18 protein-coding genes are annotated in these 20,197 nt (G+C 71.0%); 8 read left to right on the top strand and 10 right to left on the bottom strand.

Annotation, left to right across the window (positions count from 1 at the left end):
• Positions 1-104: 104 nt before the first annotated feature.
• A complete protein-coding gene (locus ACH34T_RS07115) occupies positions 105-1,184 on the bottom strand; it encodes a glycerophosphodiester phosphodiesterase family protein (protein ID WP_395991169.1) in 1,080 nt (359 codons plus the stop codon).
• Positions 1,185-1,579: 395 nt separating this feature from the next.
• Between ACH34T_RS07115 and ACH34T_RS07110 the strand changes: the two genes are divergently transcribed.
• On the top strand, positions 1,580-2,557 hold the full coding sequence (locus ACH34T_RS07110; RefSeq protein WP_395991168.1) for an endonuclease/exonuclease/phosphatase family protein: 978 nt from the start codon (positions 1,580-1,582) through the stop codon (positions 2,555-2,557).
• A 244-nt stretch (positions 2,558-2,801) separates the two neighbouring features.
• Positions 2,802-3,257 carry a MoaF C-terminal domain-containing protein gene (locus ACH34T_RS07105; protein WP_395991167.1) on the top strand — a complete coding sequence of 152 codons (456 nt, stop codon included), beginning with the start codon at positions 2,802-2,804 and terminating at the stop codon, positions 3,255-3,257.
• Between the two features lie 87 nt (positions 3,258-3,344).
• On the opposite strand, the gene ACH34T_RS07100 is transcribed toward ACH34T_RS07105, so the two are convergent.
• Both ACH34T_RS07100 and ACH34T_RS07095 read right to left on the bottom strand, forming a co-directional pair.
• The gene (locus ACH34T_RS07100; protein WP_395991166.1) at positions 3,345-3,818 is read right to left on the bottom strand and encodes a dethiobiotin synthetase; all 474 of its coding nucleotides are present in this window, start codon (positions 3,816-3,818) and stop codon (positions 3,345-3,347) included.
• Positions 3,819-3,840: 22 nt separating this feature from the next.
• Positions 3,841-5,076 carry an MFS transporter gene (locus ACH34T_RS07095; RefSeq protein WP_395991165.1) on the bottom strand — a complete coding sequence of 412 codons (1,236 nt, stop codon included), beginning with the start codon at positions 5,074-5,076 and terminating at the stop codon, positions 3,841-3,843.
• Positions 5,077-5,148: 72 nt separating this feature from the next.
• On the opposite strand from ACH34T_RS07095, the gene ACH34T_RS07090 reads away from it, so the two are divergent.
• Complete coding sequence (locus ACH34T_RS07090) at positions 5,149-6,192, top strand: GlxA family transcriptional regulator (RefSeq protein WP_395991164.1); 1,044 nt, start codon at positions 5,149-5,151, stop codon at positions 6,190-6,192.
• Between the two features lie 565 nt (positions 6,193-6,757).
• On the opposite strand, the gene ACH34T_RS07085 is transcribed toward ACH34T_RS07090, so the two are convergent.
• The 4 genes from ACH34T_RS07085 to ACH34T_RS07070 all read right to left on the bottom strand — a co-directional run bounded on the left by ACH34T_RS07085 (position 6,758) and on the right by ACH34T_RS07070 (position 11,659).
• Positions 6,758-7,717 (bottom strand): hypothetical protein, encoded by a 960-nt coding sequence (locus tag ACH34T_RS07085; RefSeq protein WP_395991163.1) that lies wholly within the window; start codon positions 7,715-7,717, stop codon positions 6,758-6,760.
• Between the two features lie 346 nt (positions 7,718-8,063).
• A complete protein-coding gene (locus ACH34T_RS07080) occupies positions 8,064-8,477 on the bottom strand; it encodes a nuclear transport factor 2 family protein (protein WP_395991162.1) in 414 nt (137 codons plus the stop codon).
• 154 nt (positions 8,478-8,631) lie between these two features.
• A complete protein-coding gene (locus ACH34T_RS07075) occupies positions 8,632-10,470 on the bottom strand; it encodes a DEDDh family exonuclease (RefSeq protein ID WP_395991161.1) in 1,839 nt (612 codons plus the stop codon).
• Between the two features lie 418 nt (positions 10,471-10,888).
• Positions 10,889-11,659 carry a helix-turn-helix domain-containing protein gene (locus tag ACH34T_RS07070; protein ID WP_395991160.1) on the bottom strand — a complete coding sequence of 257 codons (771 nt, stop codon included), beginning with the start codon at positions 11,657-11,659 and terminating at the stop codon, positions 10,889-10,891.
• A gap of 87 nt (positions 11,660-11,746) precedes the next feature.
• On the opposite strand from ACH34T_RS07070, the gene ACH34T_RS07065 reads away from it, so the two are divergent.
• Positions 11,747-12,136, top strand: a complete 390-nt coding sequence (locus ACH34T_RS07065) for a nuclear transport factor 2 family protein (RefSeq protein ID WP_395991159.1) — start codon at positions 11,747-11,749, stop codon at positions 12,134-12,136.
• On the opposite strand, the gene ACH34T_RS07060 is transcribed toward ACH34T_RS07065, so the two are convergent.
• Entirely contained in the window at positions 12,075-12,881 is an 807-nt protein-coding gene (locus tag ACH34T_RS07060) for a TetR/AcrR family transcriptional regulator (protein WP_395991158.1), read from the bottom strand. The genes ACH34T_RS07065 and ACH34T_RS07060 overlap by 62 nt on opposite strands.
• Positions 12,882-12,944: 63 nt before the next feature.
• Here ACH34T_RS07060 and ACH34T_RS07055 point away from each other — a divergent pair, with 63 nt between their 5' ends.
• The 4 genes from ACH34T_RS07055 to ACH34T_RS07040 all read left to right on the top strand — a co-directional run bounded on the left by ACH34T_RS07055 (position 12,945) and on the right by ACH34T_RS07040 (position 19,344).
• On the top strand, positions 12,945-14,537 hold the full coding sequence (locus tag ACH34T_RS07055; RefSeq protein ID WP_395991157.1) for an MFS transporter: 1,593 nt from the start codon (positions 12,945-12,947) through the stop codon (positions 14,535-14,537).
• Positions 14,534-16,345: an ABC transporter ATP-binding protein gene (locus ACH34T_RS07050; RefSeq protein WP_395991156.1), complete on the top strand. Its 1,812-nt coding sequence runs from the start codon at positions 14,534-14,536 to the stop codon at positions 16,343-16,345. The genes ACH34T_RS07055 and ACH34T_RS07050 overlap by 4 nt, the downstream gene beginning before the upstream one ends.
• Before the next feature lie 5 nt (positions 16,346-16,350).
• Entirely contained in the window at positions 16,351-18,045 is a 1,695-nt protein-coding gene (locus ACH34T_RS07045) for an ABC transporter ATP-binding protein (protein ID WP_395991387.1), read from the top strand.
• A gap of 111 nt (positions 18,046-18,156) precedes the next feature.
• Positions 18,157-19,344 carry a cytochrome P450 gene (locus ACH34T_RS07040; RefSeq protein WP_395991155.1) on the top strand — a complete coding sequence of 396 codons (1,188 nt, stop codon included), beginning with the start codon at positions 18,157-18,159 and terminating at the stop codon, positions 19,342-19,344.
• A 22-nt stretch (positions 19,345-19,366) separates the two neighbouring features.
• On the opposite strand, the gene ACH34T_RS07035 is transcribed toward ACH34T_RS07040, so the two are convergent.
• Complete coding sequence (locus tag ACH34T_RS07035) at positions 19,367-19,567, bottom strand: hypothetical protein (RefSeq protein ID WP_395991154.1); 201 nt, start codon at positions 19,565-19,567, stop codon at positions 19,367-19,369.
• The gene (locus tag ACH34T_RS07030; protein WP_395991153.1) at positions 19,540-20,196 is read right to left on the bottom strand and encodes an alpha/beta fold hydrolase; all 657 of its coding nucleotides are present in this window, start codon (positions 20,194-20,196) and stop codon (positions 19,540-19,542) included. The genes ACH34T_RS07035 and ACH34T_RS07030 overlap by 28 nt, the downstream gene beginning before the upstream one ends.
• Position 20,197: the final 1 nt, after the last annotated feature.

Below are 20,197 nucleotides of genomic sequence, written 5' to 3'. Positions count from 1 at the left end.
TGTGGTGGGCCGTCCGGCGACAAGGCGAAATGCCCCCCTTGCCGGAGCATGCCGGTCGCGCCGATGGCGGGGGACCAGCCCTGACCACAGGAGGACCCTGGTGGTCAGCGGGGCTGGTACTGCTTGGGCAGGCGCATGCCGCGGTCTTTCATGATCTGGCGGACGCGGTCGGGGTAGTTGGTGATGATGCCGTCGACGCCCAGGTCGATGAGGGCCTCGACGGTGGCGGGGTCGTCGCAGGTCCAGGGGACGACCGTCAGGCCCCGGGCGTGCGCTCGGGAGATCATGGCCCGGTCGGGGTAGAAGCGGAAGCCCGGGTCGCCGATCTTGCCGTTCTGCGGGAAGCCGTAGTTGGGGGACAGGGCCCTGACGCCGCGGACGGTGGCGGCGGCCTTCACGAAGTCGCCTTCGTAGTCGTCGACGTCCAGACCGCCCAGCCAGGGAGACGCGCCGGGCCGGCCGATCTGGAGGAAGTCGTAATTGGTCAGTGCCACCAGCGGCCAGCGGGGTGCCAGGCGGTGCATGTACTTCAAGGCGCCCCAGTCGAAGGACTGAATGGTGACCTGCCGTTCGATGCCCGAGGCGCGGATCTCCTCGAAGACCCGGCGGACGAACAGTTCGCGTGGCGCGGTCTGGTCGGGTGCGCCTGCCTCGACCTTGGTTTCGATGTTGAGTTTGATGTTCTTGGCGCGGTAGCGCTTGACCAGGTTCAGCACGTCCTTGAGTTGCGCCATGCGGCCACCGTGGACGACTTCCTGTTCGGGGAAGCCGGGTAGTTGCTGGAATCCGCAGTTCATGGTTTTGATCTGGGCCAGGTTCAGGTCCTTGATGTATTTGCCGACGTAGGGGTACATCGGGTCGCCGGGTGTGACCGGTGCGGTGTCTCGGCATTTCTGGGCGCTGACCTGCCGGTCGTGGGTGACGACTACTTCCCTGTCCTTGGTGACCTGGGTGTCCAGTTCCAGGGTGGTGACGCCCAGGCGCATCGCTTTGCCGAAGCCTTCGAGCGACTCCTCGGTCGTCATGCCGATGCCGCCGCGGTGGGCCTGCAAGTCGAAATGCGACTTCTGAGGCGGCACACCGGGGCGTCCTGGGGTGGACGCGTGGGTGGACGCGTGGGCGGACGCCGGCAGGGCGATAGTGGACGCAACGGCCAGACTCGTCAGGGCAAGGCGCTTGGACATCGGAACCTCCGCTTCGTCATGCTCCGATCAACCCCCGCGACGCTAGAACGAGCGCGGCGGCCCGCAATTGACGCGGTGTGTTGGGGCCGTGAACGTTCACGGAACTGCGGGCGCTGGGAGAACCGCAGGTCAGGCGTCTAGCCCGCCGACGGGACAGCGGCCGATCAGTCGGCGGCGCGCGCGCCGCCCGTCGCCCCCCCGGCGCGCGCCGTCGCCTTCGCCGGGCTCACGGTGAGCGTCGCGCTACCGGGAGCCCGGCAGCTCGGGCTCCGGAGTAACGGGCATCCGGTCCCGTCGAAAGGGTGTGCCGATATGGGTGAGGCTTTTATATGTCAGAACATTGTGTTCTGATATTCGGTAGTGAACGGGTCTGGAGTCGGCTGGGGGGCATGGTGATGTCGACTTATTATGCGGCTTGGTGGAATCTGGAGAATCTTTTCGACGAGGAGAACTCGCCGCGGCGCACCGAGAAGGTGGCGCGGGTGATCAAGAACAGCATCGCCGGGTGGACGCCGGCGCTTCGGGACCGCAAGGCCGCGCAGCTGGCGTCGGTCATCGTCCAGATGAACGGCGGCGCCGGGCCGGACCTGCTCGGGGTCTGCGAGGTGGAGAACCGGTTCGTGCTGGAACTGCTCGCCGACGCCGTCCATGAGCGGCTGCCGCGGCGGCGGTACGCGATCGTGCACGCCGACACCGGCGATGCCCGCGGTATCGACGTGGCGTTCCTCTACGACCCGGACCTCCTGGAGGTCCGCGCGGACCAGGTGTTCTTCCATGTGGTGATGCGGCGCAACGCCACGCGGGAGATCGTGCAGGTCAACTTCCGGACCCGGCACGACCGCACGTGGGCGGTGTTCGGCAACCACTGGCCGTCCCGCAGCGGCGGCGCGTTCGAGTCCGCCGGCTTTCGGCACATCGCCGCGGAAACGCTCGCGTTCTTCCACCAGCGAGTTCTGGAAGAGCACGGCGCCGACACTCCGGTGCTGGCGATGGGCGATTTCAACGACGAGCCATTCGATACATCCCTCGTCACCCACGCTCTCAGCACCCGCCAGCGGCGGCGCGTGGTCGAGGCCGACACCCCGCGCCTGTGGAACCTGATGTGGCCGGCCATCGGCACCTCGGACGGCAGCTTCTATTTCAACAACGAACCGAATCTCCTCGACCAGTTCCTGGTCAACGCAAACATGGCCCGGGAGGCCGCGGTAATGCGGGCGGACGCCGATACCGTCCAGATTCTCAGGTTCCCCGGCACGTCCGACACCGGCACCTACCCCCGGCCGGTCCCCTTCGGCGGCATGGGCAAGAAGATCGACCAGGACGGCTTCTCGGACCACTTCCCCATCGCCATGCGCGTCACCGAATCGGATTAGGAGAGGGCCTTCGCGGAAGGCTCGTCCGGTGAAACGCGGACAGGCGGCGCCGGCGTCGCCTCGGTCTTGCGTCCCGCCGCCTGACCCTGACCCGCGCCGGGATCGATCCGCCGACCCGCTATTGTTTGGTCTCAAACGATTGGGTCGTCGTCGCGTGGAGTCGTCGTCGCGTGGAGCGGCGTTCGCCACCCCATCGGCGGTCGCGGCCTCGAACCCACCGACCCGCTCCAAAGGAGATCACCGCGTGACGCTCGACATGCGCTTCTTCCCGGTCCCCGGCACTCATCCCGTCAGCATCGACCTCGTCGGCATACGCGCCAACTTCCACTACGGATCCGGCAACGTGCTGCAGCAGCACTACGCGGACGAGTCGACCATGGTGTGGAGCGGCGTGGACGGCGACTTCACCGGTGTCCAGCAGACGGAGCAGACGCTGCGCGTCTTCAAGCTCGCGCCCGGGCAGTACTTCATCACCTGGTACGAGGCCGGGACGGTCGCCACGGCGGCGCACGGCGAGATCTTCGACCAGGGCTACCCGATCGCCGTGGTGGCGGACTTCCACCGCCTGGTGGCGACCGCCGCCTACACCAACCCCCGCGAGGACGGGGGCCAGTACTTCCTCGTCGACCAGGCCACGATCGAGATCCTCGAAGACCCGAAGGGACTCGTCGCCGCAATCGCTCGGGAACTGGCCCAATGACGCCACGTCATCGGTAACGACCACGGTGTGCGTGGACGTAAGGCCAACGGCTAGGGCCCCAGGGCGCGGCGCGGGAGGAGGAAATGGTCACGGCCATAGGCCGGTTTTCGCTAGGGCCTCGGCGGGTGTGGTGGCGTGTTGGATGCCGGGGATCGTGCGGCCGTCGGCGTCTGCGATTCGCCAGCCGCCGAGCTGGATCACGGGGACGCCGCCCCGGCGCTTCGCGAGGGCGAGTTCTGACAGGGTCCCCCAGGATCCGCCGATGACGATCACCGCGTCGCCGCTGTTCACGATGATGGTGTTGCGGGCCTCGCCGACTCCGGTGGGGATGGCGATGGTGAGGTCGGGACCGGCGCCCTCCCGGTCGGCGCGCGACAAGATCCCGACGACGGTCCCGCGGGCGGCGGCCGCGCCGGCGGCGACCTCGGCCATCACGCCGGTGTAGCCGCCGCAGATGACCACCGCGTCCCGCTCGGCCAGGAGCCGTCCGATCTCGCGGGCGTTGCGGCGGTCGTCGTCGGTGCAGTCGCGGGGACCGCACACCGAAACCTGTATCGCCACTGGACCTCCTTGATTGTCACGACTATGTCGACACGCTGGTCGGGGACGGGATCGACTGGCCGCCGGCCGTCCGAGACGGTTCCCCGGCTTCCCGATGGTCGCGGGGGTCGCGGCCCAGCCGTCTGATCGGCTTGATCGACAGGAGGGCCGCCACGATGCCGACCGTCACCAGGGTCGATCCCAGCATGAAGCCGCGCGGCTCGATCAGGGCGGTGGCGGGGCCGGCCAGTGCCTGTCCGACCGCCATGCCCGCGACCGACCCGGCCACCTGGTAGGCGTTGACCCGGTTCACCACGTCCGGCGCGACCTGCGTCTGGACGCTCGTCGACCACATCACCGACCAGAACGCCATCGCGCATCCCCCGAGCAGGTGCCCGGCCATCAGCAGCGGCAGCGGCAGTCCGAGCGCGATCGTCAGCGGCACCGGCACGTATCCGATCAGCGCCACCGCCCCGGCGGCCAGCGGTCTGCGCGGCCTGAGCCTGATCGCGACCAGCCCGCCCAGCACCGTGCCGAGGCCGAGCGCCGCCATCACCCAGCCGTAGCCGGTCCCGATGACCTGCGACGCCAGCGGCACGGACGGGCCGATCACCAGGACGCCCCAGAACACCCAGACCAGGATGACCGACCACATCCAGGTCCTGGCCTTGAACTCGTCCCAGCCCCTGCGCAGGTCGCTCAGCACGTCGGAGGGCTCAGGACTCGGGACCGCGACCCGGATCAGCAGCAGGCACACCCCGCTGACCAGGAACGTCGCGGCGTCCACCGTGTAGACGAAGACCGGCCCGGCGGCGACGATCAGGACTCCGGCCAGGGCGGGGCCCGCCAGCTGGGTGACCGCCTCGGCGATCTTCAGCGTCGCGTTGGCCCGCTGCGGATCTGCGGCGACCAGCGGGACCATGCCGTAGACGCCCGGCTCGAACAGCCCGGCGGCCATGCCAGACAGGAACGCCGTCGCCAGCAGCAGGGCGTACGGGGGTGCGCCGTCCAGGAAGGCGACGGCCACGATCCCCTGGGTGACGACCCTGACCGCGTCCGCGCCGATCATCAGCCGGCGGGCGCCGATCCGGTCGGCGACGACGCCGCCGAACAGCATGACCAGCACGGCCGACGCGGTCCAGAGGGCGAGGACGTAGCCGACGCCGGCGATCCCGTAGACTCTCCCGATCGCCAGCGCCGAGGCGACGGGCATCATCGCGTCGCCGAGCAGCGAGATCGTGCGGGCCCCGAAGTAGAGGGTGAAACTCCTCGTCCACATGATCCCCAAGTCTGGATTTCGCCAGCTCAGAGCGCCGGTGTCTCAAATGACATCATTAGGTACATTTGCGTCATGCCCGTCCCGTCCGTGCCGCCCGTGCCGCCCGTGCCGCCCGTGCCGCCCGTCAGGCCCGCCACGCCCGTCACGCCCCTGGACTGCCCGGAGACGCCCCCGACGCCCTCCAGCCCGCATCGCGTGGTCGCGCTGGTCGCCCCGAACCAGGAGCTGTACCCGGTCACCTCCGCCTCGGCCGTCTTCGGCTACCACGGTCCCGACATCCCCCAGCACTACTGCTTCAGCCTGTGCGCCGAACACCCCGGCTCCATCTCCACCACGCTCGGCGTCCCCATCCAGGTGGACGGCGGCCTCGAAGCCCTCGACGACGCCGACACCGTGGTCATCGCGGGCTGGACGCTCGCCCCCTCGCCCGCCGTCCTCCACGCGGTGTCCAAAGCCCATGCCCGTGGCGCGCGCATCGTCGCCGTCGCCGCCGGGATCTTCATTCCCGCCGCAATGGGCCTGCTGGACGGCCGCCGCGCCTCCGTCCACTGGGAACTCTCCGCCGAGCTCGCCGCCCGCCATCCCCGCGTCATCCCCGACGGCACCGTCATCTACGTCGACCACGGCGACGTCGCCACCGCCGGGGCCTCCGCCGCCACCCTCGACCTCTGCCTTCACCAGGTCCTCCAGGAGCACGGCGCGGCCCACGCCATGCGCATCGGACGCCAGCTCGCCGCCGGCCCGCACCGCGAGGGGCGCCAGCGCCAGTACCCTCCCCTCCCCACCACCGGCCCCATGCCGGACTCCCTGGCGCCCCTGCTCGAATGGCTCCTCGCGCGCCTGCCCGAACAGATCACCGTCGAAGACATGGCCGCCCACTCGGGCGTCTCCCCCCGCACCCTCACCCGCCAGTTCGCCGGCCAGCTCGGCGTCCCGCCCGCCCGCTGGCTGCTGGAACGCCGCCTCGCCGCCACCCGCGCCCTCCTGGAGGAGACCGACCTGCCCGTCGAGACCATCGCCACCCGCGTCGGCCTCTCCTCGGCGGTCAACCTCCGCCGCCGCTTCCACGCCGCCCTCCACACCACCCCAGCCGCCTACCGCCGCTCCTTCCGCTAAACACCCCGCTCCCGAACGCCCCGCTCCTGAGGGCCCGCGCTGCTGGGGGGCCCGCGCTGCCAGGGGCCTACGCTGCTGGGCCCGCGCTCCTGAACGCCGCGCTGCTGAGGGCCCGCGCGGCTGAACGCCGCGCTGCTGGGGGCCCGTGCTGCTGGGCCCGCGCTCCTGAACGCCGCGCTGCTGAGGGCCCGCGCGGCTGAGGGCCGCGGCTGCTGGGGGCCCGTGCTGCTGGGGGCTGCGCTCCTGAACGCCGCGCTGCTGAGGGCCTGCGCGGCTGAGGGCCGCGCGGCTGAGGGGGCGCGCTCCTGAGGGGCCGCGCTGCGGAGGGTCGTGCTCTGGACGGCGAGGATCGTGGCCGTATGTTCGCCCGGGATCCGTCGGCCTGAAGGCTGCGCCTCTGACGTCCCCGAGCCGCTTTCGCAATGCGACCAGTACGGGACGACTCCTCCGTCGACCTCTCACTGGTTCTGCGCGTTCGTCTCGCCAGGGGGCGCTATGCGGGTGGACGGTCTCGTCCACCCGCATAGCCCTGAACGGACGCGCGGCCGGGGCCTGCCGGTGGTCGTCAGGTGGTGCAGTGTTTGTCGGTGTCGCGGCGTACCTTGGCGCCGGTGAACTCCTCCAGGATGGCGAGGTTCGCCGGGGCGTAGTTCGTCTCGGTGATCCGGTCGGCGTCGGGGCTGCCGAGCTTGCCGGTGAAGGGCGCGGACTTGTCCAGCCAGTAGGCCGTGCGCAGGAACTGGATCAGGACGAGCTCGCGCAGCTTCGGCTCATTCTTGATCTTGGCCCAGTAGTCGGGGTGCTTGTCCTTGGCCACGCGCAGGTAGAGCAGCAGGTAGCGAAGGTTGGTGGCCGCGATGTCCCGGGCGTTGCTGGCCCCGACTCCCTTGATGTACTCCTGCACCACGGTGACCGCGGGCAGTCCGGTCAGTCCGGCGTTCTGTTCCGCCAGGACGCCCTGGAGTTTGTAGGAGCCCTGCTGGGAGTCCCGCAGGTAGATGCCGTCCATGCTGTCGCTGTACTTGTCCGTGATCAGCGGGAGGATCTCCCGGCGGGCGAACCCGCCGTGCAGCGGCACGGCGGCCGCCTGCTGCGAGGCGTTGATCCAGGCCGCGATGTGCACGTCCCACCTGGTCCGGGACGGATCCAGGTCCCACATGTGGGTCTCCTCGTGGATCGCCACCATCATCGACTCGGCGAAGCCCTCAAAGCTGCGGGTGTTCACGAACTGCTTCCAGTACTGGTCGTTCGCCTGCGCGATGGCCAGCTTCTCCCCGCTGGGCCAGCGCCGCCGGTACATCTCCTGCAGGGTCGGCATCCAGTTGGAGGCCGTGAAGCGCGATTTGAGGTCGCTGATGTCGGCCCCCGGGGTCGAGGGTTCTCCGTAGCAGAAGGGTTCGGCCGCCGAGGGGGCCCCGGCGGCGGGGACGCTCGACGCGGGTGACGCCGCGGCGGCCAGATGGCCGGGGACCAGCGTCAGGGCGACGGCGGCGGTGAACAGGGTCAGGCGGCCGGTACGTTTCACGGGGACCTCGCTTCGGCGGTGCCGTGTCGGTCGCGACCTGCTCCGACATGACGCGACCTATGTCTGGTTCGGGGATAGTATTTGGCTTCGACCGCCGCCGCCTCCGCCGCCTATTGTGAATCGCGGTCGAATGATCTCCAAAGCCGCAGTTCAGCGTGCGCTCTCCCGGGCGTGGAACCGTGGAAAATCCGATCTCACGCGGAGATCGTCTTCGATTGCCGGGCCCGAAGTTGAAAATCTGTGGTCAAGAACGGTCCTGTGAGAAGGGGTCGTCTCACAATGGCCCGGCATGGCCACCACACCGGCCATGCGCTGGGCCGGGCCGGGGGCTGTTGCCGGAGTGGGATCACTTCTCGTGCATCCAGGCGAGGATCGTCCGCGATTCGCGGAGTCGCCAGCCCGTCGGCGTCCGCACCGCGGTGCAGGCGAGCCGCAAGCCGCTCGTCCGGTGGGGTGCCTGGCCGTCGCGGTAGAAGTACACGAGCGAGTTCGCCGAGGCCTCCGCTCGGTCGCCGTTGACGTTGACGAGCAGGTCGGTGGTCACGTGCTGGGTGTGCTCGCCCTCTATCTCGGACTGCCGCATGTAGCCGACGAGCCCGTCGATGCCGTGGATTTCGCCCGCGCGCGCCGAGTGCACCGTCACGTCATCGGTGAAGACGGTGCCGGCGTCGTCCCACCGCTTCTCGTCGAGCAGGCGCGTGAAGCGGGAGAACAAGTCGGCGAGCTCGATGCGGTCGGCGATCATGGCGTTCGCGGGCACGGCGATCCTTTCGTTGGATGTACCAATATTGGCATTGCCAACGATATGGGGTTTTGTCGGGCTTGCCAAGTTGCGTCGGCACGGTGCGCGGTGGGCCTTGGTGACGTCGCCGACGGATCGCCCGCCCCCCGGCGCCGCGCCGGTGACCGACGGATCAGTCGTCGATGTCGACGCCGTAGCCGCGGGCCAGTTCGTCGAGGCCGTGGTCGTAGCCTTGGCCGATCGCGCGCAGGCGCCAGGACGGGCCGCGCCGGTAGAGCTCGGCCAGGAGCATCGTGCGTTCGGTGGTGGCGGCGTCCAGGGTGGCCTGCGCCAGGACGCCCTCGCTGCTGCCGGGCGTGACGGTGATCTCGACCGCGCCGACCGTGCCGAAGGTGGCGGTGCCGTCGATGGCGGCCGCGATGACGACCTTGTGCACGGCCTGGGAAAGGTTCGCCGTGTCGACGGATATCGACTGTTCGGCTGGGCCGTTCGCGGAGAGGGCGATGGTCCCGTCGAGTGTTTCGGTGGCGCCGTAGAACACGAAATCCTCGTCGCGGGACACCTGTTCGTCGCGGTCGACGGCGAAGGCGACGACGTCGATCTCGCAGGTCGCCTGGTGGGCCCAGGTGGCGGCGACGGTCAGTCCGGTCGCGTCTCCGGTCGCGTCTCCGGTCGCGTCTCCGGTCGCGTCCGGGGGCGCGGGGAGATCGGTGGCGCCGCCGCGCGGCAGGATGACGACCGCGGGCCCCTCCTCGGATTCGTCGGCGGGACGCGGCGTGCCGGGACCGTCCAGCCAGGTCTCCTCGTGCACGGGCAGGCCGAGGGAGCGGATCCGGTCCATGCGCCGGTCACGGTCGCCGCCGGGGAGCGCGATGACGTCGGTGACGCTGTTGGAGAGGTTCACCGCGGCCGCCCCGCCGAGGTCGATGATGCGGGCCCGCGTGGCCGCGGCCGTGGAGTGCGAGCCGCCCAGGACGAGCACCCGCCGGCCCGTCAGCGCCCTGCGCCCGGCGGGGGGAGGCTGCGGCTCGGTCTCCGCGGGGCCGGACTCCTTCCGTCCCGGACGCTGCGAGGTCCGCGGGACGGCGCGTGCCCCGGACTCGTGCTGTACGCCGGGCCGCACGTCGCGCAGAAGGCGAAGGAAGGCCGGCTCGTCGATGATCGGGACGCCCTCGGACGCGGCCCGCGTGAACTTCGCGCTGGACGAGTCCGGATCGTTGCTCACTAGCGCGCTGGTGTGACGGCTGACGCTGGACATCATGTTCAGCCCCGCCGCGGCCGCCTTCGCGGTCAGCTCGGGCCGCGCCGTCCGGGTGTCGCCGGTGATCGCCACCTTCATGCCCTGGACGAGCCGTCCACCGGCGGGGAGCCGGCCGGGATTGCGGTAGGCACAGGCGATCTTGGGGATGTTCGCCGGATGGCGCGTCCGGGCGGTCTGGCGCGTCCGGGCGGTCTGGCGGGGCGGGCACGGCACCAGCGGCAGGCCGAGGCCGAGCCGGGCGGCCTCCTCCAGCGAGCTGCGCAGCACTCCGGCGAGGACGCGCGTGTCGTCCGCCGCGTCATGCGCCCTGTACTGGACGACGCCGTAGTGCGCGGCCAGCGTGCCCAGCCGCATGTTCGGCGTGGGCGGGGACAGCCTGCGGTTGAGGGCCAGCGTGCAAAGCCGCTGGTCGACCGGCAGGCGCAGTTGGGCGCGGGCGAACTCGTGCGCCAGGAAGTCGTAGTCGAAACGCGCGTTGTGGGCGACCATGACGCGTCCGTGCAGAAGCGCGGCGATCTCCGGAGCGATCTCCTCGAATCTGGGAGAACCCGCCAGGCGCTGTTCCGTCAGCCCGTGGACGTGGACGGGCCCGGGATCGCAGCCGGGATTCACCAGGGACGAGAACCGGCCGGTCACCTGTCCGTCGCCTCCGATCGCGAGGAGCGCGATGGACAGCACGCGATGCTCCGAAGGCCGGAACCCGGAGGTCTCCACGTCGACCAAGGTCCAATCCAAAGCATAATCCCGCATGGCAGCGCGCGTCCCACCAATCATGTTTCGCTCTTACCGGCGTCGGCTGATAATCGCGACCATCATCACGGTCGAGCCCCCTCCGACATGTGGCGGAACGGGAATGTGGCCGTTGTCGGTCATATTTACGAGGCGTCCAAGGTGCCCAGGTCAGCCGTAAGGGCCGTGCACTCTATCGCCCGGTCTTTCAGGCACTCGGAGAACGCGACAGAAAGGCGATTCGGCCGGATTTCGGGATTGCCGCTACAGGCGGCCGCCGCTTTCTCGTTGCGGCTGGGTTCTCGGCGATCGGATTGGTGGAGAAGGCGGAGAACGGCGCGCAGTGGACATCGCAGTGGACATCGCAGTGGACATCGCAGTGGACATCGCAGTGGACATCGCAGTGGACATCGCAGTGGTCGTCGCGGTCGGGGGCGGGTCAGGCGGTGTCGGGGGTGGTGAAGTAGGCCGCGGTTTCGGTGTCCGCTGGGTAGTAGGACTCGATCGCGACCTCGTCCAGGGTGATGTCCAGCGGGGTGCCGAAGGTGGTGATCGTCGAGAACAGGCGCAGCTCCCGGCCGCCCATGCGGATGATCATCGGGATCAGGACGTCGGATTCGATCGATCGGCTCGGCGGCTCGTCCGCACCCGGGGCCAGGAGTTCGTCGTACAGGGCGGTGAGCTCGGGGTCGGGGGCGGCGGCGAGCTGGCGGGTGATCCGGGCGCGGAACACCGCCCGCACGTCGGCCAGGTTGACGACCAGGGGGGCGAGGCCGCGCGGGTCCAGGCCGAGCCGGACCAGGTTGGGCGGACGGAGCAGGTCAGGGGCGACGTCCGCGAAGAACGGGTCGACGGCGCGATTGGTCATCACGATGTTCCATCGGCGGTCGAAGACCAGCGCCGGGTACGGCTCGTGCGCGCGGAGCACCCTTGCGACCGCGTCCCGGGCCGCCGACAGCGCGCCGTCGTCGAGGGGACGTTCGGTGTACCGGGGGGCGAAACCGGCGGCGAGCAGCAGCCGGTTGCGGTCGCGCAGCGGCACGTCGAGCTGGTCGGCGAGGCGGAGGACCATGTCGGCGCTCGGGTTGGACTTGCCGGTCTCGACCAGGCTGACGTGCCGGGCCGAGACGTCGGCGGCGATGGCGAGATCGAGCTGGCTGAGCCGCCGATGGCGCCGCCACTGCCGTAGCAATTCCCCGATTCTCTCCACGTTCGTCGAGGGTACTCAGGCTCGCGATGAGCGCCATGAAATGGGAGTTCATCGACAAGCGTCGCGGACGGCGGAAACACTGCGGCCATGACCACTGAGAACAAGAACATCGTCCAGAAGGCCCTTGCGGAACTGATCGAGACGGGCGACGTCGACGCGCTCGGACGCCTGCTGAGCGACGGCTTCGTCCATCACCGGCCGGACGCGACGTCGCGCACCAAGGCGGAATGGCTCGCGGCCGTGCGCGCCTCGTGGGAGAAGATCGCCGACATGCGGGTCGAGGTGCTGCACGTGCTCGCCGACGGCGATCACGTGGTGATGTACTCCCGGCGTAGCCTGCCCGACTCCGGACCGGAGGTCGCGGTCGTAGACATTTGGCGGTTCGACGGCGGGCTGATCGCCGAGGCGTGGGAGGTCATCGAGCCGGTGGCTCAGGCGGCCGCGAACCTGGCGTGGTGGGAGCCGGCTCGGCGCTGACCGGACGGGTCGCCTGGGTGAGCAGGCCGTCGACGAAGATCCGGAGCACCCGGGGATAGATGTCGAGGGAGGCGCGTCCCGGCCACTGGTCACCGATGGCGGCGAGCTGCGGGTAGCGGGCGGGGTCGAGGTCGCGGAGGCTGAACTCGTCTTCGGCGGCGACGCCGGCCCGGCGGCGGTCGGTGTGGGCGCGGACGAGGATCTCTCCGACGGTGTAGTACCAGACGCTGCGGAAGAGGTCGACGGCCTGGAGGCGCGTGCAGCCGTGGTCGACGGCCCCGGCCACGATGGTCTCGACGAACCACAGGGCGGAGTCGCCGAGCCGCGCGAGGAAGCCGTCCGCCGTGAGGACCTCCGCGCCCCACGGCCAGCCCGCGAGGGCGTCGTGGACCGTGATCCACGCGACGATGATCCGGTCCCGCGGGTCGGCGGGCAGCTCGGGACGGGCGACCTGGTCGACGTGCTCGTTGACCAGCTGGACGATCAGGTCGTCCTTGTCCCGCACGTGGTGGTAGAGGGTCGTGGCCCCGACGCCCAGCTCGGCGGCCAGCCGGCGGATGGTCAGGCTCTCCCAGCCGTCCCGGTCGATGAGCCGGCGGGCGGCGGCCAGGATCTGGGCTCGGGAGGTCGCGGGCGGGCGGCCGGTGCGGCCCGTCGGCGCACCGGCGGCGCGGGCCGTCCGCCCCGCGCGGCCGGGTGTGGGCGATGCGGTGGGCGGCCGTTCGCGTTCTCGTCGTCCTGGCACCGTCCCATCATGCTGCCCCGCCGCCCCCTTCGGTCACCGGGCTCGGTCATGTACTTTAGGAACATGTTCCGAAAGTACGATCGGGAGGCCGCCCGGCCGGGACTCGTCCTCGCGACGGTGGCCGTGGTGCAGTTCCTCGTGTCGCTCGACCTGTCGGTGGTGAACGTCGGGCTGCCGCGCATCGGCGCCGCCCTCGGCTTCGGCGCGGTGGGCCTGACCTGGGTGATCCACGCCTACGCGCTCACCTTCGGCGGGCTGCTCCTGCTGGGCGGCAAGGCCGCCGACCGCTACGGCCGCAGGCGGACCCTTCTGTTCGGGCTCGCCCTGTTCGGCCTCGCGTCCCTGCTCGGCGGGTTCGCCGCCGAGCCCGGCCAGCTGGTCGCGGCCCGCGCGGCCCAGGGGATCGGCGCCGCCGCGCTCGCCCCGGCCGCGCTGGCGCTGCTGGCCGCGACGTTCCCGTCCGGCCGGGCGCGCGTCCGGGCCTTCGGGATCTGGAGCGCGATGAACGCCGCGGGCGCCGCTCTCGGGGTGCTGGCCGGTGGCCTGCTCACCGAGTACGCGGGCTGGCGCTGGGTGATGTTCGTGAACGTCCCGATGGCGCTGTTCGCGCTGGTCATGGCCTGGCGAGGCGTCGCGTCCGACCGGGCGGGAAAGCGCACCGGCTACGCGGACGACCGCACCGGCCACGCGGACGACCGCACCGGCAACGCGGACGACCGGCCCGGGCGTCATCCTGCCGGGCGTCCGGACGTCCTTGGCGGTGTCCTCGCCACGGGCGGGATGGGGCTGCTGGTGTTCGGCGTCGTCCGGACCGACCAGTACGGGTGGACGTCCGCGGTCATCGTGACGACCTTGGCGGTCGCGGTCGCGCTCCTGGCCGCCTTCGTCGCCGTCGAACGGACCACCGCCCGCGACCCGCTGGTCAGGCTCGGCCTGTTCGCGAACCGCTCCGTGCTCGGCGCGAACGCCTTCAACCTGCTGGTCGGCGCGGCGATGGCCTCGGCGTTCTACTTCCTCTCGCTCTACCTGCAGCGGGTTCTCGGGAACGGCCCGGCCCTGAGCGGCGTCCAGTTCCTGCCGCTCGCCGTCGGCGTGATCGCCGGGTCGGTGCTCGCCGTCAAGCTCGGCTACCGGTTCGCGCCGCGGACCCTGCTGGTGGGCGGCGCGCTGGTGACCGCGGCCGGTTTCGCCTGGTTCGGGCTCATCGGCCCGGACGGGACGTTCCTGACCGCCGTCCTCGGCCCCTCGGTCCTGGTCAGCGTCGGCTTCGGGCTCTGCCTCGGGCCGCTCGTGTCCGTCGCCACCACCGGGGTCGCGTCGCATGAGGTCGGCACCGCGTCGGGCCTGCTCAACAGCTCGCGCCAGCTCGGCGCCGCGCTGGGCCTGGCCGCCCTCGGCACCGCGGCCCAGCACCGCACCGGACGGACCGCGACCCCCGAGGCCCTCAGCGACGGATACGCGTTCGGCCTGACCCTCGGCGCGGTGCTCCTCGTGGCAGCCGCCCTGATCGCGCTGACCGTCCTGCGCCGCACCGGACCGCCCGATCCGGCGACGCGACCTGATCCGGCGACGCGACCTGATCCGGCGGCGCGATCGGAAGCGGTGGCGCCGGACGTGACCGCCGAACTCCGCGACCGCGAAAGGAGCGCGCCATGACGACCGCCGACCTCACCGCCCCCGCAGACCTTGCCGAAGTGGACGAGCCGTCCGTGGCACGGCTGTTGCGTCCCTACGGGTGGAGCTTCGCGGCCGTCGTGATCTTGCAGGTCATCGGCGCGGTCGCGGGTCTGGCGCCGCTGCTGGCGGTCGTCGAGCTGGGCCGCGCGCTGCTGTCGCCCGGGCCCGTCGACCACGGCCACGTCTGGACGGTCGTGATAGTGGGCGCGGCCGGGCTGTTCGTCCGGCTGCTGTTCACGGCCGCGTCGTCCGGCATCGGGCACGTCCTGGACGGCCGCGTGCAGCTGTCGTTCCGCCGCCACCTCGCCGCCCGGCTGGGACGCGTGCCGATCGGCTGGTTCTCCCGGCGCCGGACGGGTGAGCTGGCCAAGGTCGTGGGCGAGGACGTGGCCGCCGTCCATCCGTTCATCGCCCACGCCCCGGGCGAGCTCGTCGCCGCGTTCGTGGTGCCGCTGGCGTCGCTGGTCTACCTGTTCACCGTCGACTGGCGGCTCACGCTGATCACGCTGGCGCCGGTCGTGCTGGCGGTGGCGCTGGTCCCGCTGATGATGACCCCGGCCCGGCTGCGCGAGCAGAAGGAGTTCGACGAGTCCATGGGCCGGATTTCGAGTTCGGCGGTCGAGTTCGTCCAGGGCATCGCGGTGGTCAAGGCGTTCGGCGGGTCGGGCCGCGCCCACCGCCGCTTCCGCTCCGCCGTGGACGATTTCGTCGCCACGTTCTACCGGTGGGTGCGCGGCCTGTCCCCGATCGCCGCGGGGATGCAGCTGGCGCTGTCGCCGCCGTTCGTGCTGCTCGTCGTGCTGATCGGCGGCACGGCCCTGATCACGAACGGCGGCCTGGCCCCGGCCGACCTGCTGCCGTTCCTGTTGCTCGGCCTGGGCCTGACCGCCCCCGTGGCCGCCCTCGGCCACGGCTTCGACGACCTGCAGGCCGCCCGCCGCGCGGTCGGGCGGATCCGGGACGTCCTCGCGGTGCGGTCGCTCCCCGAGCCCGCGCACCCCGTCGCGCCCCAGGGGCACCGGGTGGAGTTGCGTGACGTCCGCTTCGGCTACGAGCCCGGCCAGGAGGTACTGCGCGGGATCGACCTGGTGCTCGAACCCGGGACGGTCACCGCGATCGTCGGGCCGTCGGGGAGCGGGAAGTCCACGCTGGTCCAGCTGCTGCCGCGCTTCTTCGACCCGGCCCACGGTGCCGTCGTCCTCGGCGGCGCGGACCTGCGCGAGATCGCGAGCCGGGAGCTCTACCGGACGGTCTCCTTCGTCTTCCAGGACGTCCGCCTGCTGCGCGCGTCGGTCGCGGACAACATCGCGCTGGCGGTTCCGCACGCCGGCCTCGACGACGTCGTCCGCGCCGCGCGGCTGGCGAACGTCCATGACCGGATCCTGGAGCTGCCGCGCGGCTACGACACGGTGCTCGGCGACGAGGCCGGGCTGTCGGGCGGCGAGGCGCAGCGGATCTCGATCGCCCGCGCGCTGCTCGCGGACGCGCCCGTCCTGGTCCTCGACGAGGCGACCGCCTTCGCCGACCCGCGGACCGAGCAGGCCGTGCGCCGGGCGCTGGCTGCGCTGGACGGCGACCGGACGGTCCTGGTCATCGCCCACCGTCTGGAGACGATCGCCGACGCCGACACCGTCGTGATGCTGGACGACGGAGCGATCGTCGAGCGCGGCAGACCAGCCGACCTACTGGCCCAGGACGGAAAGTTCGCCGCCTTCTGGCGAACCCACCGATCGGCCTTCACGAAACAGGCCCAGGACGGCGTCCCGCAAGGAGAGGAGCCCCGGTGATCCCGATGCTGCTGCGCGTCCTGGGCCACCAGTACGCCCGTCCCGTGCGCCGAACCGTGGCCTTGATGACGACGACCGCCGTGGTCGAGGGCCTGTCCTACGCGCTGCTGGTCCCGGTGCTGCGGGCGCTGTTCGGGAGCACGCCCGAGGACGCCTGGCCGTGGCTGATCGCGTTCGGCGCGGCGGTCGCGGCGTACGCGGTGCTGCGCTACGCCAGCGACCTGTCCGGATTCCGCGTCGGGACGACCCTGCTGCGCGGCATGTACCACCGGCTCGGCGACCATCTGGCCCGGCTGCCGCTCGGCTGGTACGGCGCGGGCCGCGTAGGGCAGGTGTCCGTCCTGGCGAGCCGCGGCGTGCTGGACGCGATGGGCGTGATCGCGCACCTGCTCGCGCCGTACATCTCCGCCTGCGTGACGCCCCTGACGATCGTCGTCGTGATGCTCGCCTTCAACTGGCAGCTGGGCCTCGCCGCGCTGGTCGCCGTCCCGGCCGTCGCGGCCATCCAGATCTGGACGGGACGCTCCATGGCCGCCGCCGACGCCGACCGCGCCGGACGCGACCACGAGGCCACCGGACGCGTCATCGAATATCTCCAGGCCCAGCCGGTGCTGCGCGCCGGGGGACGCACCGTCGAACGCTTCCGGCTGCTCGACGACTCGCTCCGCGAACTCCAGCGCGCGTCCCGCCGGACCGTGCTGTCGGCGCTGCCCGGCGCGGTGGGCCTGACGCTGACGGTGCAGGCGGTGTTCACCGTCCTGCTGACCCTCGGCGCGTACCTCGCGCTCGGCGGGGACATCGGCGCGGCGGAGGTCCTGACGATCCTGGTGCTCGCCGCGCGCTGCGCCGACCCGCTGCTGTCCCTGTCGGACATCGGCGGCAAGCTTCGCGGCGCACGTTCCGAACTGGCCCGGCTCGACGCGGTGCTGAGCACCGAGCCGCTGCCCGAACCCCGCGAACCGATCCGGCCGGAACGCCACGACCTGGAATTCGACTCCGTCACCTTCCGCCACGGCGACCGCACCGTGCTCGGCGACGTGTCGATAAAGGTCCCGCAGGGACAGCGGCTGGCCGTCGTCGGGCCATCAGGCGCGGGCAAGAGCACACTCCTCCAGTTGCTGGCCCGGTTCTACGACGTCGACGCGGGCGCGGTGCGCGTCGGAGGCGTGGACGTGCGCTCCATCACCACCGACGTGCTGATGGAGCAGATCGCCATCGTCTTCCAGGACGTCTACCTCTTCGACGGCACCATCGAGGAGAACGTGCGCCTCGGCCGTCCGGACGCCACCGGCGCGGAGGTGCGGGCGGCGGCGACGACGGCGCGCCTGGACGAGGTGATCGAGCGGCTGCCCGGCGGCTGGGCGGCGAACGTCGGCGAGGGCGGCGCGCTCCTGTCGGGCGGCGAGCGCCAGCGCGTCTCCATCGCGCGGGCGCTGCTGAAGGACGCGCCCATCGTCCTGCTGGACGAGGTCACCTCGGCCCTCGACCCGATGAACGAGGCGGCCGTCCACGAGGGCATCGACCGGCTGATGGCGGGCCGGACGGTGGTCATGGTGGCGCACCGGATGCGGACCGTCCAACGCGCCGACCAGATCGTCTTCCTGGACGGCGGCCGAATCATCGAGAAAGGCGGCCACGACGAACTGCTCCACGAAAACGGACGCTACGCCGATTTCTGGAACCTCTCCCTGACCACCTGATCCAGCCGAACCCGACCGAAGCGACGGCGTTGGACATCCGGCCCCTCGGGTATTCCAGTAAGCGAAACAGGAACGCACTGAAGCGAAACAGGATCGCACTGGAGATCGCCGATGAGCCATCCCCGAATCGATTTCGACCCCTTCGACGAGCCGCGTCCCGCGGGCACGTCCCACCCGATGCTGGACGGGCTCCGCGAGCGCCATCCGGCCTTCCGCAGCGAGGCGAGGAATGGCTTCTGGGTGCTGACCAGGTACGACGACATCGTCGCCGCCTACCAGGACGCCGAGTCCCATTCCAGCCGCGCGGTCTCCGTCGCCGACCCCGATCCCTCCTACCGGTGGATCCCGGTCATGCTGGATCCGCCCGAGCACACCACGTGGCGGCGGCTCCTGCGCCCGCTTTTCACGCCCGCCCGCGCCGCCGCGATGCGGGACGCCATTCGCCGCCGGTGCGTGGAACTGATCGACGGCCTGGCCGGCAATGGGTCCTGCGATTTCGTCGCCGACTTCGCCCGCCGCTTCCCGACCACGGTCTTCCTGGAATTCATGGGCCTGCCGGTCGACCGGCTGGACGAGTTCCTGGAATGGGAACACGCGATCCTGCACCCGCCTCCGTCGGGCAAGGGACGCGCCGAGGCGATGTCCAAGGTCACGTCCTGTTTCCAGGACCTGATCGCCGACCACCGCGCCTCCCCACCCGCCCCACCCACCGACTTGGTCAGTGCCGCGATCGGGTTCGAGCCGGACGGCAGGCCGGTCACCGACGACGAACTGCTGCAACTCTGCGTCGTGATGTTCCTGGCCGGTCTGGACACCGTCACCGCGCAGCTGTCGTACTCGTTCTGGCATCTGGCCGGGCACGACGCAGACCGGGCCCGCATCGTCGCCGAGCCCGGAGTGATCCCCGACGCCGTCGAGGAACTGCTGCGCGCCTACTCGCTGGTTCTGCCCGCCCGCAGGCTCACCGCCGACTCCGACGCCCACGGCTGTCCGATGCGCGCGGGCGACATGGTCTTGCTGCCGCTGACGATGGCCAACCGCGACCCCCGCGTGTTCCCCGACCCGCAGACCGTCGATCTCGGCCGTACGCCCAACCGGCACATCGCCTTCGGCGCGGGCCCGCACCGCTGCCTCGGCGCCCACCTGGCGCGCCTTGAGCTGCGCATCGCCCTGGAGGAGTGGCACCGCCGCATCCCCGACTACCGGGTCCCCGGCGGCGCCCGGCCGATGGAGCACACCAGCCTCGTCCTCGGCCTGGACACCCTCCCCCTGACCTGGCCACCCCCAGAGACCGTCTGACCCAGTCCGGGCCTGGCCCACCTCACCCGGACGCACCGCCTCCCGCCTCGCTCGTCTCCTCCGTCTCCCCGCTCGTCTCCTCCGTCTCCTCGCCCGTTTGCCTGGCGCCGCGTGCGATGGGCATGAACGTCGGCGCGGCGTCCGTGGTCAGGAAGGTCTGGACCATCGCGCGGACCGTCTCGGCGTGCTCCATGATCAGCAGGTGGCTGGCGTTCGGCAGCACGGCCAGCTCGGCGTTCGGCCGTTCGGCAGCGCCCGGTAGAGCGCCACCGTGTGGTCGAGCGTGACCAGGTCGTCGTCGCCGGCCAGGACGAGGGTCCGGGCGGTCACCGCGCGCAGGTCGGCCGGATCCGGGCTCGGCTCGGTCGCGACGGCGTCAACGATCTTTTCGAGGACGACCGGGAAGTGGTCGCGGCCGTCGGGGGACACCTCGGCGTAGGCGTCGACGATCTGCGCGGGCATCGTCCCGCCCGCCGACGGCTTGAAGATCAACCCGTCGAGGTCATAGGCCGTGCTCACAAGCACGAGGCGTTCGACCAGGTCGGGACGGCGCATCGCCACCCGGAGCGCCACCGACCCGCCGGCGCTGTAGCCCACCAGCCGGGCCCGGCCTCCGACCACCCGCTCCAGGAACGCGATCGTGTCCCGCGCCATGAGGTCGATGGTGATCGGTCCTGGCGCGTCGGGCGTGCGGCCGTGGCCGCGCCGGTCGGGCAGATAGATCTTGAACGTGCCGTCGAGCCCGTCGAGGTTGCCGGTGAAGCAGCGGCCGTCGGTGAACCCGCCGTGCAGGAGCACCACCGGGTCGCCCGCGCCGCGCTCGTCATGCCACATGTGAACGATGTCGGTCATG

The organism is Actinomadura sp. 9N215 (genome assembly GCF_044326345.1).
In the GTDB taxonomy this organism is placed as follows: domain Bacteria; phylum Actinomycetota; class Actinomycetes; order Streptosporangiales; family Streptosporangiaceae; genus Spirillospora.
Note: the sequence above shows the minus strand (reverse complement) of the source record. Positions and strands in the feature narration are given on the sequence as shown.

Bases quoted from the DNA above. Each gene is read 5' to 3' on its own strand.
- ACH34T_RS07115 (WP_395991169.1), bottom strand. From the start codon at position 1,184: ATGTCCAAGCGCCTTGCCCTGACGAGTCTGGCCGTTGCGTCCACTATC.
- ACH34T_RS07110 (WP_395991168.1), top strand. From the start codon at position 1,580: ATGTCGACTTATTATGCGGCTTGGTGGAATCTGGAGAATCTTTTCGAC.
- ACH34T_RS07095 (WP_395991165.1), bottom strand. From the start codon at position 5,076: ATGTGGACGAGGAGTTTCACCCTCTACTTCGGGGCCCGCACGATCTCG.
- ACH34T_RS07090 (WP_395991164.1), top strand. From the start codon at position 5,149: ATGCCCGTCCCGTCCGTGCCGCCCGTGCCGCCCGTGCCGCCCGTGCCG.
- ACH34T_RS07075 (WP_395991161.1), bottom strand. From the start codon at position 10,470: ATGCGGGATTATGCTTTGGATTGGACCTTGGTCGACGTGGAGACCTCC.
- ACH34T_RS07065 (WP_395991159.1), top strand. From the start codon at position 11,747: ATGACCACTGAGAACAAGAACATCGTCCAGAAGGCCCTTGCGGAACTG.
- ACH34T_RS07055 (WP_395991157.1), top strand. From the start codon at position 12,945: ATGTTCCGAAAGTACGATCGGGAGGCCGCCCGGCCGGGACTCGTCCTC.
- ACH34T_RS07050 (WP_395991156.1), top strand. From the start codon at position 14,534: ATGACGACCGCCGACCTCACCGCCCCCGCAGACCTTGCCGAAGTGGAC.
- ACH34T_RS07045 (WP_395991387.1), top strand. From the start codon at position 16,351: ATGCTGCTGCGCGTCCTGGGCCACCAGTACGCCCGTCCCGTGCGCCGA.
- ACH34T_RS07040 (WP_395991155.1), top strand. From the start codon at position 18,157: ATGAGCCATCCCCGAATCGATTTCGACCCCTTCGACGAGCCGCGTCCC.
- ACH34T_RS07030 (WP_395991153.1), bottom strand. From the start codon at position 20,196: ATGACCGACATCGTTCACATGTGGCATGACGAGCGCGGCGCGGGCGAC.